Genomic DNA, 12,980 nt, shown 5'->3' with positions numbered 1-12,980 from the left:
ACCCAGGCCGGGTTGGCGTTGATCGCCGCCTCCGGGGCGGTCTCGGCGACCGTGCGCAGCCGCACGCTCGCACCGGCCTTCTCCGCGCCCTCGGCCACCGCCTGAGCCAACGTGTGCACGTTGCCGGTCGCGCTGTAATAGATGATTGCAACGTTCACAGGTTCCACAGCTGTTCCCTTTTCTTGTGCGTGTTCTGTTCTGTACGGGTGACGTCGGTACCGGTGCCGGTAAAGGTGGAGAGAAAAACCCGGGAGCCCGCCCCCGGATGGTCAGTTCGCGGGGCGCCGCCGGCCCTGGACGGCGCTGTCGGCGCCCCCGCTGACTGGAGTCCCGCGGCCGGCTCGGGCCGAGGACGCCCAGCGTCTGTCACTGGGTCTCGCGCACCGGGCGAGGGGCCGAGAAGGCCGCGCCCGGCCGTACTGGTGAGCCGCGGATCGGGGCTGAGGTCACAAGAATTCTCCTGGCAGGTGATGAGCGGCTCCGGGACCGGAGCCGGACTGGAGAGCGGGGATTCCCGGACCGGGCGACCGGGGGATGGAGCCCGGCCAGGAATTCGATCTCCGCCTGTACGACGAGACAGGCCGTTGTAATGTGAGGTGATGCGCGCCACCTTCAGGGCGATGCCTCATCGAATGGATGAAGGCAGGGCGCGGCCAAGGGAGTTGGCGACATCATGAGCATGCATTCCCAGCCGGAGGACAGCCGGCTCGAACCGGGCCTGAGCGCGGTCCTGAGCGAGCGGCGTCAGCTGATCAACCTCGCGTACCGCTTCCTGGGCTCGCTGGCCGACGCCGAGGACGTCGTCCAGGAGACCTACGCCCGCTGGTATGCCATGACCGAACAGCAGCGGGACGCCGTCGCCGCGCCCGGCGGCTGGCTCACCCGGGTCGCCAGCCGCATCTGCCTGGACCTGCTCGGCTCGGCCCGCGCCCGGCGCGAGCGCTATGTGGGGGAGTGGATCCCCGAGCCGCTGCCCGACCACATGGAGTGGGTCAGCGGCCGCCCCGGCGGCACCGCCGACCCGGCCGACCGCATCACCCTGGACGAGTCGGTCAACATGGCCTTCCTCGTCGTCCTGGACTCCATGACCCCGGCCGAGCGCGTCGCGTTCATCCTCCACGACGTCTTCCACTACTCCTTCGCTGAAGTCGCCGAGATCGTCGGCCGCAGCCCGGCGGCCTGCCGCCAGCTGGCCTCCTCCGCGCGGCGCCGCATCACCCACGCACAGGCCCCCACCGCCGCGCCCGCCCAACGCGCCGACCTGGTACGCGACTTCAAGCAGGCCTGGGAGGCCAAGGACATCGGCGCCCTCATCGGCCTGCTCGACCCCGACGCCACCACGATCGCCGACGGCGGCGGCCTGGTCAGCGCCGAACTGCGCCCGGTCACCGGCGGCGAACAGATCGCCCGCGTCTTCGCCGAGGTCGCCGGCAAGGCCCCCGACCTGACGATCCTGGAGCGCACCGTCAACGGCCAGCCCGGCCTGGTCGCCCAGCAGGACGGCGTCACCGTCTCGGTGCTCGCCTTCGACTTCGCGGGCGACCGCATCACGCACATCTGGGCGGTGCGCAACCCCGAGAAGCTGCGCCCCTGGACGGCGGGCTGACCCCGGCCGCGCTCAGGGCTGTTGCGGCGGCGCGCCCAGCGGCACCTTGTAGCTCTCCAGGTGGCTGATCGCATCCCCGGTGAAGGTGAACACGTCGCAGAAGAGGAACTCCGCGGTGGCGCCGGTCGGCAGGGTCAGGGCGGCACGGCCGGTGGCCACCACGTGCTCGCCCTCCTCGATCAGCCGGTCGACGGTGATGGAGGGACGCTGCACGACGCCCTTGACCACGACGCCGTCCTTGTTGTGGATGACGCCCCGCAGCGCGTCCTTGCCCTGCACCCGCAGCTGGCCCAGGCTCTCCCACACGACGTCGTCGGTCACCAGGGACAGGACCTTCTCGTGATCGCCGCTGAGGACCCCGTCGCGGTACTGCTCAACGATGACTTTGTATTTGCTCATGCCAAATGACTATTTGATACGACTAGGAGGGCGCTGGAATACCGCCAGAAGGTCCGCCCCGGGCCGGGGACGGCCGGCGGTGACCTCACATTCCCGGCGGCTGTCTCGTCGTACCTCATGACGGCATTTTCGGCCAAAGGAGCACGCGACACGATGAGGACGCAGACCGAGCCAGAAGACGACCGGCTTGAGGCGGACCTGAGCGCGGTCCTGAGCGAGCGGCGTCAGCTGATCAACCTCGCGTACCGCTTCCTGGGCTCGCTGGCCGACGCCGAGGACGTCGTGCAGGAGGCCTACGCCCGCTGGTATGCCATGACCCGCGCGCAGCGCGAGGCGGTCGCCTCGCCCGGCGGCTGGCTGACCACCGTGGCCAGCCGCATCTGCCTGGACCTGCTCGGCTCGGCCCGCGCCCGGCGCGAGCGCTATGTGGGGGAGTGGATCCCCGAGCCGCTGCCCGACCACTCGGAGTGGATCAGCGGCCGCTCCGGCGGCACCGCCGACCCGGCCGACCGCATCACCCTGGACGAGTCGGTCAACATGGCCTTCCTCGTCGTCCTGGAGTCGATGACCCCGGCCGAGCGGGTCGCGTTCATCCTCCACGACGTCTTCCGGTACTCCTTCGCCGAAGTGGCCGAAAGTGTCGGCCGCAGCCCGGCGGCCTGCCGCCAGCTGGCCTCCTCCGCGCGGCGCCGGCTGCGCAGCGCCCAGCAGGACGGCGTCACCGCCACCGCCCAGCGCGCCGACATCGTCCGCAGCTTCAAGCAGGCCTGGGAGGCCAAGGACATCGGCGCCCTCATCGGCCTGCTGGACCCCGACGCCACCGGCCTGGCCGACGGCGGCGGCCTGGTCAACGCCGCACCCCCCACCGGCGGCAGCGAGCAGATCGCCCGCTACCTGGTCACCATCACCGGCAAGGCGCCGGGCCTGACCATCCTGGAGCGCACCGTCAACGGCGAGCCCGGCCTGGTGGTCCAGCAGGGCGGCGTCACCGTCTCGGTGCTCGCCTTCGACTTCGCGGGCGACCGCATCAAGCGCCTGTGGGCGGTGCGCAACCCCGAGAAGCTGCGCCCCTGGACCGGCGGCTGACCGGCCGCCCCGGTCTGCCGGATCGCCCTCATCGACGCCTTCAACCGCGTCAACGTCCTGGTCCGCAAGCCCGCCGGTGTCCACCGGGTCGGCCGGTTCGGCTGACCCGGCCCCGAGGGGGAGGGGCGGCCGCCCGCGGTCCCGGCGGACCGCAGGCGGCCCTGTCTCAGCTGATCCTCATCGTGGCCATCATGCCCATCGCCGAGTGGTCGAGCATGTGGCAGTGGTACACGTACGAGCCCCGGTAACTGTCGAACGTCGCCTGCAGCTTGACCGTCTCGCCCGCCGCGACGATCACCGTGTCCTTCAGGCCCGTCTCACCGGGCGCCGGCGGCTTCCCGCCCCGCTCCAGGACCCGGAACTGCACCAGGTGCATGTGGAAGTTGTGCGGCACCCGGGCATTGGTGTTGGTGACCGTCCATATCTCGCTGGCCCCGAACCGGATGTTGGCGTCCACCCGCGCGGGGTCGTACATCTTGCCGTCCATGAACCCCTTGGGATGCGCGACACCCTCCTCCATCTGCAGCGTGATGGAACGCTCGTTGGTCGCGGCGGGCAGGGCGGGCAGCGAGCGCAGCACCGCGGGCACCGAACTGGGATCGTCCGCCGTGCGCACCACGTCGAACCGCATCACCTGGCCGACCTGCTCGGCGTTGCCGGCGAAGATGATGGTGTTCTCCAGCACCACCTTGTGGCCCACCGCGTACCGCGAGAAGTCGACGACCACATCGGCGCGCTCGCCCGGCGAGAGGATGAAGGAGTCGGTGGTGTGCGGGCGCGGCAGCAGACCGCCGTCCGACCCGATCTGGATCATCTCGCCGCCGTCGGCCAGCCGCAGGCCGATGAAGCGCTGGTTGGACATGTTGGCGAACCGCAGCCGGTACTTGCGGGCGGCGACCTGGAAGTAGGGGTAGGGCACCCCGTTCACCAGCAGCGTGCTGCGCTGCTGGTCGTCCATGGTGTAGACGAGCTGCCCCGCCGCATCGAAGTGCGCGTCGCGGATGGCGACCACCACGTCGTACTCGCCCTTGGGCAGCGGCAGCTTGTCCTCGATGGCGTCGGTCAGCAGGTAACTGCCGTGCAGCCCGCGGTAGACGTTCTCCGACTCCTTGTGGTGGGCGTGGTCGTGGTACCACAGTGAGGCGTGCGGCTGCTTGTTGGGATAGGTGTAGACGCGCTCGCCGCCCGGTGCCAGGGTGTCCATCGGGTCACCGTCGTTGGCCTGGGTCACCGACGCGCCGTGCAGGTGCACCGAGGTGGCCACGTCCAGCTCGTTGCGCTGGCGCACGATGACCGGGCGCCCGGTGCGGGCCTTGATGGTCGCGCCGGGGAAGTGCCCGTTGTAGGTCAGCAGGTCGGTCTGGATGCCCGGCAGGACCTCCTTGCGGACCGCGCGCATGGTGACGTCGTAGTGATCGGCGGTGGAGGTGCGGAAGGTGGGTCTGAGCACCGGCATCAACGGCATGGGCCGGGTGAACAGTTCGGGGGTGGCCGCGGTGGACGGACCGGCCTTGGCCGGGCTGGCCTTGGCCGGGTCCACGGCGAGCAGGGGGGTGAACGACGCCCCGGTGAGCCCTACGCCCGCTGCGGCGAGTCCTGTGCCGAGCAGACGGCGTCGGGTGACCATGGTGCCCTCCTAAGTGCGTGAGTGAGTGGGCACCCAGCGGCCGGCCGCGCCCGGATGAGGAGGCGCGCGGCAGCATGCGGCCGTGCGGTGCCAGCCGCAGTTCATCAGCAGCACCTTGAGGCGCACTCGTATCCGCTTCGTCCGCTTCGCCCACCGGTGGGCGCTCACGGCAGCAGCCGGCCGGCCAGGTAGCGCTGGAACTGCCACAGCGGGCGCTCCAGGTGGCACAAGCGGCCGCTGGAGGGCCCCGGAGAGCTCTCCAGGCCCCGCTGCACCCCCTGCACGGCCACCAGGTCCTCACCCTGCAGGACCCGCACCGACTCCCGGGCCGCGGCCAGCTGCTCCGCGCTCGGCTCGGTGCCCGGCGGCACCAGCAGCCCGAAGCGCGCCGAGTGCGTGGCGGGCCCGGTGGGCAGCCAGCGCACCCACACCGCGGAATCCGGCAGCAGAGCCAGCACACACTGCGGGAACAGCCCGGCCAGCAACATCCCCTGGGGCGGCCCGGCCCCCGGCGCATGCGCATAGGGGGTGAACATGGTGAACCAGCGGCCCTCGCACTCGTCCAGGACCGTGGTGCGCCCGGGCAGCACCGGCTCCAGGGTCCGCGCGTGCGTACCCATGTGGTGGTAGTTCTCCGAGCCGTTCTCCACCGCCACCTTCCAGTTGGCGGGCACGTCCTGCCACGCCTCGACCGCCACCGTCCGCCAGCCGGCGAGCCCGTAGTCGGCCAACCGCCCTTCCAGGCCCGCCAGTTGGGGCTCCAGCGGCTCGGCGCCGGCATCCAGGCACACCAGCACGAAACCCTGCCACTGCGTCACCCGCGCCGCGGGCAGCCGGCACGCCGCCCGCTCGCGCGGCCCGAAGTCCACCTTGTTCATCAGCGGCGCCCCGGCCAACTGCCCCGCGTAGCGGCCGTCCAGACGGTAGGTCCAGGTGTGGTACGGGCAGGTCAGCCGCGTCAGACGGCCCCGCTCGGGGGTGGTCTGCGGCGGCAGTACGTCCATGAAGCGGTGCCGGCACACCCGGGACAGGGCGTGCAGCTCACCCTGCTCGTCACGGGTGATGACCAGCGGATGCCCCGCGATGTCCACCCGCAGATAGTCGCCGGGAGCGGCCACTTCGTCGGCGCGCGCCACACACAGCCAGTCCCGCTCGAAGATGCGCTCTCTCTCGCGCTCGTACCAGGCGGGCGAGGTGTACGCCTGGGGCGGCAGCGTCTCCCCCTGCTCCAGGGGCAGCCCGGCCAGCCGCCGCAACTGCGCCAGCAGGGGGAGCCCGCTCGCTTCGGTGCGTCCGCTCGGCTCGGTGTGTTCGGTGTGTTCGGTGGGTTCGCTCGGGTCGGTCATGACAGCACCTCCGGCTGGTCGAGACCTCGTGGGAAAAACGCTAGGCGCCCTGCACGGGCGGGCGAATCGTCGCCAGGAGCGACCCGGCTGCTGCACACTTCGGATGACTTCACCCCGCCCCTCTCCGCCCGAAGGGATGCGCCCATGAGTGAGCCCGCCGCCGCCCACCCGCTCTTCGTCGGCCCCGAGCGCACCGGTGCCACGGGAGCGGGGCAGATCAGCGTCGTGTGGTCGCTGGGCGGTGCCGGACGCGACCTGGACGCCGCCGTCGTACGCCTGGCCCCCGGCGCGGACCTGGGCGAGCCCGCCGAGCACGGGTGCGGGCTCCTGCTCACCGTGCTGGCCGGCAGCGGCGAACTGCGCGTGCCCGGGCAACTGCTGCCGCTCACACCCGGGGCACTGGCCTGGCTGCCCGCCCGCACCCCGCACTCCCTGCGGGCGGGACAGCACGGACTGACCTACACCACCACCCACCGCCGCCCGCTGCCGCAGACCGGCCAGGAGACGGCCGGCGGCGCCGGGGAGCCCGCCTGCCTGCTGGAGCGGGTCTGCCCCCAGTGCGGCCGCCTGGCCGGCGAACACGACGCCCGCTACTGCGCCCGCTGCGGGACAGCGCTGCCCGGCCCCGGATGAGCGCGCGCACCGCACAGCACGAAAGGCCCCCCCGGCCCCCGGGGGGCGGGCACCGGCCGAACCCGGCGGCCCGGGCACGCACAGGACGCCCGCACCGCCATACACCGCCTCGCCGCCACCTCATCGGCGGCCGGCCCCTCCTGCACGGGACCGAGGGAGGCCGCACCGCCGTGCCGCAGCTCGGCCGGGACCAGTGGCGCGGGACCGAGGGTGGCTGTACCGCCGTTCCTCGGCTGTGCCGCAGCTCGGTCAGGACCAGTGGGGCAGGAGTGAGGGCGGCTGTACCGCCGCCCCCTCGGCTGTGTTGCAGGCTCGGCCGGGACCAGTGGGGCAGGAGCGAGGCGGCCGTACCGCCGTTCCTCGGCTGTGCCGCAGCTCGGTCAGACCAGTGGGGCAGGAGTGAGGGTGGCTGTACCGCCGTTCCTCAGATGTGTCGCAGGCTCGGTCAGACCAGTGGGGCAGGAGTGAGGGTGGCTGTACCGCCGCCCCCCAGCTGTGTCGCAGGCTCAGGCGGGACCAGTGGCGCGGGACCGAGGGCGGCTGTACCGCCGCCCCCCCAGCTGTGCCGCAAAGCCCGCCCGGGATCACTGGCGCAGGAGCGAGGACGGCCGCACCGCCAGCCCCCAGCTGTGCCGCAGGCCCGGCCGGATCCGGCCGGGCCTACTGTCCCCGGACACACCCCCGCCCCCGTCCGGCGGGCCGGGCGGGGGCGGGGGAGAGGGTGAGGTCACCGGTTTTCCAGGCGCAGGCTCACGTCCTTTTCCTGGTCGCCGGAGGCGGAGCCTTCCTCGGTGACGGCGAAGGCCGCCGAGAGCACCGTGACGATCTGGTCGACCGCGACATAGCCGCCCTGCACCGTGGCGCTCACCGGGCCGCTCAGCGACGGTGTTCCGCCCGGCCCGCCGCCCGCCGGTCGGGCGGTGTCGAAGACGCCGTTCCACACGGTCGGCCCCGACGAGGCCTTCGCGGGCGCCGGACTGCCGTCCCGGTCCGAGGCGTAGACCGCCTCCAGGACACCGAAGACGCTCCCGGCGTCGTCCGCCGCACCGCTCAGCTCCACCGTGACCCGCGCCGGGTTCTCATCCGCATCGCTCACCGTCGTCTTCCTTTCCTCGCGTTCGTGCTGCTGTGCCCTCAACCCGAGGGCTCCTCGGGCACCGGCGACGCGGAAGGATCCTCCGCCGCCGGGGAGCTGCCGCGCCGGCCGGTGCCGGCCTCGTCCGTGTCGGGCACGTCCTCGCCCGCCCCGCCGCCCGCGCCCCGCTCCCGGTCCCGCTCGCGGTCCTGATCCTGGTCCTGCTCCTGGTCGCGGTCCTTGCCGTCCTGGAGGTCCCAGCGGTCCTGTCCGCCGTCGGCCTGCTGGTCGGGCGGGTCCCTGGGCACCGGCTTGCTGCCGTCCGCGCCGGGGGAGGCCGGTATCTGTTCACTCACGATGTGTCTCCTCTCCACCGCTCGGCTCCGGCCGGCACCGGCTCCCTTGCCGCCGGCCGTTCCGGAGCTGGGGTGCAGGTACCCGCGCAGGGCGGGACAACTCGTACTGATCACCGTGGACCAACCGCGCCGGATCGGCGACACGGGTGAGCCGCCCCCGCGCGCCGGGCAGGCACGGCACGGCGGTGTGAGACTGCTCCTGTCGCGCGACCCCGCCGTGGACCGCTGTGGAAGGGAGAAGACGTGCCGACCTCGGAGCCGCCCAGTGGACTGGAGGAGTTCCTCGCGGACCCGGACAACGCCGTCCTGGACCTGGCCGCCGCGGTCCCCCGGTGCGCGGCGGCCCTGGGCGTGCCCCAGGCCGTGGTCTACCTCGCCGACCTCCAGCAGCGCCGGCTGATACCGCTGAGCGACGACGCACCGGCCCACGACGTGGACGACTCACTGGCCGGCTGGGCCTACCGCACCCTGTCCCTGCGCGTGGAGGAGTCCCCGGCCGGCGGCATGACCGCCTGGCTGCCCCTGCTGGACGGCGCCGAACGGCTGGGCGTGGTCGCCATCCACACCCCCTTCCTGGACCCCGCCCTGCTGCGGCGCAGCAGAGCACTGGCCGCCTTCCTGGCGATGATGATCACCTCGAAGCGCGCCTACAAGGACACCCTGGTGCGGCGCACCCGCTCCGAACCCATGCGCCTGCCCGCGGAGATGCTCCGCGCCTTCCTGCCGCCGCGCACCATCGGCAACACCCACGTCGTCTCGACCGCCGTGCTGGAACCCGCCTACGAGATCGGCGGCGACGCCTTCGACCACAGCCTCACCCGAACGGCCCTGCACGCCACGATCGTCGACGCCATGGGCCACAACCTGCTCTCCGGCCTGACCACCGCGGTCGCCCTGGCCGCCTGCCGCAACGGCCGGCGCACCGGAGCGGACCTGCCCGAACTCCTGGAGACCGTGGACGCGGCGCTCGGCCAGTGGCTGCCCGACCAGTTCTGCACCGGCGTGCTCACCCGGCTCGACCTGGCCAGCGGGGTGCTGCGCTGGAGCAACTGCGGGCACCCGCCGCCCCTGCTGATCCGCGACAACCGGCTCGTCGACAAAGCCCTGGAACGCGAGGCCGACCCGCCCCTGGGCCTGGCCGCGCCCTTGCGCAGCACCGACCGCCAGGTCCACGAGACCCGGCTGGAACCCGGCGACCGCGTGCTCCTGTACACCGACGGGGTGACCGAGGCGCGGCTGGCGGACGGCAGCGAGTTCGGGCTCGAACGGTTCGCCGACTCCATCATCCGCGCCTCCGCCGCCGGAGAGGTGGCGGCAGAGGTGCTGCGCCGGCTCATCCACTCGATCCTGGACGCGCAGCCCGCCCGGCTCCGGGACGACGCCACCATCCTCATGTTCGAGTGGCAGCCGCCCGGCCGGTGACCTCAGCCGTCCTCGCCCCGCCGGCCGGGTTCGGTGTCCTGGTGGATGTCTTCCTGGGCGGTGGGACTGGGCGTGAGGGTGTCGCCGGCCTCCCCGTCCTTGGCGTGCTCGCGCCGCTCATCGGATACGGGCCGCGTCTCGGCGTCCTCCACCTCCTCCAGGACCTCTTCGGCCGCGGTCTGCGCGGGCCGGTGTGCGGAGCTCTGGTCGCGGTGGCTGTGGCTGTGGTTGTGGTGCATGGGTGATGTCCCTTCTGGTTTCTTTGCGGCTCTGTCTGGTTTCTTTGCGGCTCTGTCAGCACTCGGGTGGTCAGTTCTCGCGCCGGGGCCCCTCGCCACCGGCCTCCTGGGTCTCTTCGGCCTCCTTCGAGCCGTCGGAGGGGCGGCCGTCCGCCACGACCGCCAGGTCGCCCAGCAGCCGCTGGGTGTCCGCGGCCAGGCCGCCCAGGGCCGGGGTGACCTCGTGGCGGCCGTCCGTCAGCAGCCGCACGAGACGGCCGTGCGCCTCCTGCGCCGTGCGCAGGGCGGCCTGCCGCTCGGCCCCGCGGTCCACCCCGCCCGGCGGGGCACTGCCCTGTCGCGCGGAGTCCTTCAGGGCATCGGCCCGCGCCTCGGCGTCGGCGTAGTCGTCCAGCGCGCAGATGTCACCGGCCGACCGCAGCAGCTCCGTCAGGATCTGCCGCGCCTCTTCGGGCACATCGGTCAGCGCCGGCCGGTCCTGGCTCGTCTCGGCCAGCGTCCGCAGCATCACCCGGACCTGGTCGCTGATGCGGTCCCAGGCGAAGTCCCAGTCCGCGGAGGGCAGCAGCGGCTCGGAGCGGCGCAGCTTGCGTCCCGGGTTGAGGCGGTAGCTCTCGTGCGACCAGCGCCGCGCCGTGCGCAGGTCGGTCACCAGGTCGGTCAGCCGCTGCGCCCGGTCGTGCCAGGTCGCGGCCTGCTCCTGGTCGACGTTCTGCTGTACGCCGTCGGCGACCGCGTACAGCAGCTCGGCGCTCTCCTGGGCCAGCCGGGCCCGCAGATGCCGCACGTCCCGCCCGTGCACCGGGGGCAGCACCGCGGCGTTCACCACGATCCCGATGACGGCGCCGAGCACCGTCTCGAAGAGCCGGTGCAGGATGTCCACGCCCGTGTACGTCCCGTACGCCAGCACGAACAGGGCGGCGGTGGGGGCGTAGACGCCCTGGGTGCCGAACCGGGCGTAGCCGCTCAGCAGCACCGTCACCGGCAGCACGATCGCCATCGCGGCCAGCGAGTTGTTGTCCGTCACCATCGCGCCGCCCGCCGCCAGCAGGGTGCCGGTGACCACCACCGCGAGCTGCTGCAGTGCCGAGCGCACCGAGCGGTAGACGGTGCTCTGCACGATGAACAGCGCCGTCCACGGCGCCAGCATCGCCATCGGGGCGCTCCACCACCAGCCCGCCAGCGCCCAGGCCAGCACGCCGGCCCCGGCCGCCTTGAGCGACTGGACGGTCGTGTCCCGCTCGGGGCCCGGCGCCGTCACCGCCCGCCGGGCCGCGTTCCAGATGGCCTGTACGTCCCACGCCACCGCGCGCCAGATCTCGCTCACCTTCCTCATGCTCGGAAATGCTCGGCACCGTGCCCCAGGCCCCTGGACGGATGTCCGGGGGTCAGGGCAGGGGGGTGCCGCCGGTGGCGTTCATGACTTCGGCGGTGATGAAACTCGCGTGCTCCGAGGCGAGGAAGACGTAGGCCGGCGCCATCTCCGCGGGCTGCGCGGGCCGGCCCAGCGGCGCCTGCTTGCCGAACTCGGCGGTGTCGGGCAGCGTCGCGGGGATCAGCGGCGTCCACACCGGCCCCGGCGCCACCGCGTTGACGCGGATGCCGTCCTCGGCCAGCATCTGCGCCAGCCCCTGGGTGAAGGTCACGATGGCGCCCTTGGTCATGGCGTAGTCCAGCAGGTGCGGACTGGGCTTGTAGGCCTGCACCGAGGTGGTGTTGATGATCGAGCCGCCGCGCGGGATGTGCGGCACCGCCATCTTGCACAGCCAGAACATGCCGTACAGGTTGGTGCGCACGACCCGGTCGAACTGCTCCGTGGAGATGTCCTGGATGCCCTTGGGCCGGGACATCTGGTAGGCGGCGTTGTTGACCAGCAGATCGATCCGCCCGAACTCGGCCACCGCACGCTCCACCAGCGTGCGGCACTGCTCCTCCTCGCGGATGTCGCACTCCACCGCGACGGCCCGGCGCCCGGCGTCCTCCACCCAGCGCACGGTCTCGCGCGCCTCGCCGGCCTCGGCGGGCAGGTGGGTGAAGATGACGTCGGCCCCCTCGCGGGCCACGGCGATGGCCACCGCCCGCCCGATGCCGGAGTCACCCCCGGTGATCAGCGCGGCCCGGTCCCGCAGCAGCCCGGAGCCGCGGTAGGAGTCCTCACCGTGATCGGGCGGCGGGTCCATGGCGCCGGTCCACCCCGGCACCTGCTGGTCCTGCTGGGGGAAGTCGGGCCGCGGTCCCTTGGTGGTGGGATCCTGCGGCCCCTGACCACCGCTGTCCTGGGCGTTGCCGTTGCCGTTGCCGCCGGGGGCGTCCTTCATCTGCTGCTGCCTTTCTGTGGCGTGCGGCCGGGCGCGGGGCCTGCCGGGCCCCGCCGCGCCTGCTCCTACCTTCCGCAAGTCCGCGGCACCTCACCACCGGAACGCCTCGCCGTCGAGGCCCGGCCGCCCGGGTGCCGCTGCGGTCGCGGCCCCGGGTGCCCTGCCCCCCGAACGGCAAAACGCGCACGACAGGACCTGTTGCCGGGCGCCGGCAGGCATGTCCCGCCCGATCGGGGAAAGCCGACCACCATGAAGATCCTTCTCGTTCTCGTGGTCCTCGCCGTCGCCGCCGCCTGGTACCTGACCGCACGCAAGGGCCGCTGAGCATGCGGCCCAGGCTCAGGGGCGCCGCGCGGGCCCGGCCGCACCGGGCTTCACGGGGCGCAGCTCGATGAAGTCGAAGGCCTTGAGGCGGCGCAGGAGGGGCCGCAGCGGCGCCGGCAGGACGCGCTGCCGCTCGTCCACGAACACCCGCGGGTCGGCCAGCCGGACACGCCGGCCCAGGGTGCGCAGCTCGCAGCCGTTGTGGGCGAGGGTGTTGCGCACCCAGTCCGACTGCGGCCCGTACGGCAGCGAGATGACGTAGTACGGGCCGTTGCGGAACACCTTGACCGGGGTGCGGTAGAGGCGCCCCGAGGTGCGGCCGCGGTGCAGCACGGCACCGAAGCCGGGCAGGCGAGTGAGCACCGGGCCCACGACACGGTTGGCGAACCTGCGGTTGAAACGGGCCAGGCGTCTTCGGACAGGTCTCCCGGAGGATCGGGCGGTACCGGACATCCACAACTCCCTTGTCTGGTCGGGCCGTTCCACACTTTCGTCGATCCCGTCCCGCGGGACTTGTCGGATTGTGGCAGGAGACGAGGGCGTGCGGGC

General features: G+C 72.6%; 14 protein-coding genes. 4 read left to right on the top strand and 10 right to left on the bottom strand.

Going from position 1 to position 12,980, the window contains the following annotated elements; all coding sequences use genetic code 11:
* Window positions 1-167: flavodoxin domain-containing protein (locus AB0H82_RS24335; protein ID WP_362996051.1), on the bottom strand; the 167-nt coding region annotated here is incomplete at its 3' end.
* A gap of 506 nt (window positions 168-673) precedes the next feature.
* On the opposite strand from AB0H82_RS24335, the gene sigJ (AB0H82_RS24330) reads away from it, so the two are divergent.
* Window positions 674-1,606, top strand: a complete 933-nt coding sequence (gene sigJ, locus AB0H82_RS24330; protein WP_362996035.1) for an RNA polymerase sigma factor SigJ — start codon at window positions 674-676, stop codon at window positions 1,604-1,606.
* Between the two features lie 12 nt (window positions 1,607-1,618).
* Here the strand turns inward: sigJ (AB0H82_RS24330) and AB0H82_RS24325 are convergent, their stop codons facing one another.
* On the bottom strand, window positions 1,619-2,005 hold the full coding sequence (locus AB0H82_RS24325) for a nuclear transport factor 2 family protein (RefSeq protein WP_362996033.1): 387 nt from the start codon (window positions 2,003-2,005) through the stop codon (window positions 1,619-1,621).
* Window positions 2,006-2,158: 153 nt separating this feature from the next.
* Here AB0H82_RS24325 and sigJ (AB0H82_RS24320) point away from each other — a divergent pair, with 153 nt between their 5' ends.
* Window positions 2,159-3,091, top strand: coding sequence for an RNA polymerase sigma factor SigJ (sigJ, locus tag AB0H82_RS24320; RefSeq protein ID WP_362996031.1), 933 nt, complete (start codon window positions 2,159-2,161; stop codon window positions 3,089-3,091).
* A gap of 166 nt (window positions 3,092-3,257) precedes the next feature.
* On the opposite strand, the gene AB0H82_RS24315 is transcribed toward sigJ (AB0H82_RS24320), so the two are convergent.
* A complete protein-coding gene (locus tag AB0H82_RS24315; protein WP_362996029.1) occupies window positions 3,258-4,718 on the bottom strand; it encodes a multicopper oxidase domain-containing protein in 1,461 nt (486 codons plus the stop codon).
* Between the two features lie 164 nt (window positions 4,719-4,882).
* The gene (locus AB0H82_RS24310; protein WP_362996027.1) at window positions 4,883-6,064 is read right to left on the bottom strand and encodes an aromatic ring-hydroxylating dioxygenase subunit alpha; all 1,182 of its coding nucleotides are present in this window, start codon (window positions 6,062-6,064) and stop codon (window positions 4,883-4,885) included.
* Between the two features lie 144 nt (window positions 6,065-6,208).
* On the opposite strand from AB0H82_RS24310, the gene AB0H82_RS24305 reads away from it, so the two are divergent.
* Window positions 6,209-6,697 (top strand): cupin domain-containing protein, encoded by a 489-nt coding sequence (locus tag AB0H82_RS24305; RefSeq protein ID WP_362996025.1) that lies wholly within the window; start codon window positions 6,209-6,211, stop codon window positions 6,695-6,697.
* A 727-nt stretch (window positions 6,698-7,424) separates the two neighbouring features.
* Here AB0H82_RS24305 and AB0H82_RS24300 read toward each other — a convergent pair.
* Complete coding sequence (locus AB0H82_RS24300) at window positions 7,425-7,793, bottom strand: hypothetical protein (protein WP_362996023.1); 369 nt, start codon at window positions 7,791-7,793, stop codon at window positions 7,425-7,427.
* 38 nt (window positions 7,794-7,831) lie between these two features.
* Window positions 7,832-8,128 (bottom strand): hypothetical protein, encoded by a 297-nt coding sequence (locus AB0H82_RS24295; RefSeq protein WP_362996021.1) that lies wholly within the window; start codon window positions 8,126-8,128, stop codon window positions 7,832-7,834.
* A gap of 243 nt (window positions 8,129-8,371) precedes the next feature.
* On the opposite strand from AB0H82_RS24295, the gene AB0H82_RS24290 reads away from it, so the two are divergent.
* The gene (locus AB0H82_RS24290) at window positions 8,372-9,550 is read left to right on the top strand and encodes a PP2C family protein-serine/threonine phosphatase (RefSeq protein ID WP_362996019.1); all 1,179 of its coding nucleotides are present in this window, start codon (window positions 8,372-8,374) and stop codon (window positions 9,548-9,550) included.
* A 2-nt stretch (window positions 9,551-9,552) separates the two neighbouring features.
* Here AB0H82_RS24290 and AB0H82_RS24285 read toward each other — a convergent pair whose 3' ends face one another.
* From AB0H82_RS24285 to AB0H82_RS24270, 4 genes are all read right to left on the bottom strand, one after another.
* Complete coding sequence (locus tag AB0H82_RS24285; RefSeq protein WP_362996017.1) at window positions 9,553-9,789, bottom strand: hypothetical protein; 237 nt, start codon at window positions 9,787-9,789, stop codon at window positions 9,553-9,555.
* A gap of 70 nt (window positions 9,790-9,859) precedes the next feature.
* The gene (locus tag AB0H82_RS24280; RefSeq protein ID WP_362996015.1) at window positions 9,860-11,125 is read right to left on the bottom strand and encodes an FUSC family protein; all 1,266 of its coding nucleotides are present in this window, start codon (window positions 11,123-11,125) and stop codon (window positions 9,860-9,862) included.
* Between the two features lie 52 nt (window positions 11,126-11,177).
* Window positions 11,178-12,107, bottom strand: a complete 930-nt coding sequence (locus tag AB0H82_RS24275; protein ID WP_362996013.1) for an SDR family oxidoreductase — start codon at window positions 12,105-12,107, stop codon at window positions 11,178-11,180.
* 339 nt (window positions 12,108-12,446) lie between these two features.
* Window positions 12,447-12,884: a nitroreductase/quinone reductase family protein gene (locus tag AB0H82_RS24270; RefSeq protein ID WP_362996011.1), complete on the bottom strand. Its 438-nt coding sequence runs from the start codon at window positions 12,882-12,884 to the stop codon at window positions 12,447-12,449.
* Window positions 12,885-12,980 lie beyond the last annotated feature (96 nt).

This window comes from Streptomyces sp. NPDC050732 (assembly GCF_040654255.1).
Taxonomy (GTDB): domain Bacteria; phylum Actinomycetota; class Actinomycetes; order Streptomycetales; family Streptomycetaceae; genus Streptomyces.
This window is presented reverse-complemented; position numbering and strand designations above follow the sequence as displayed.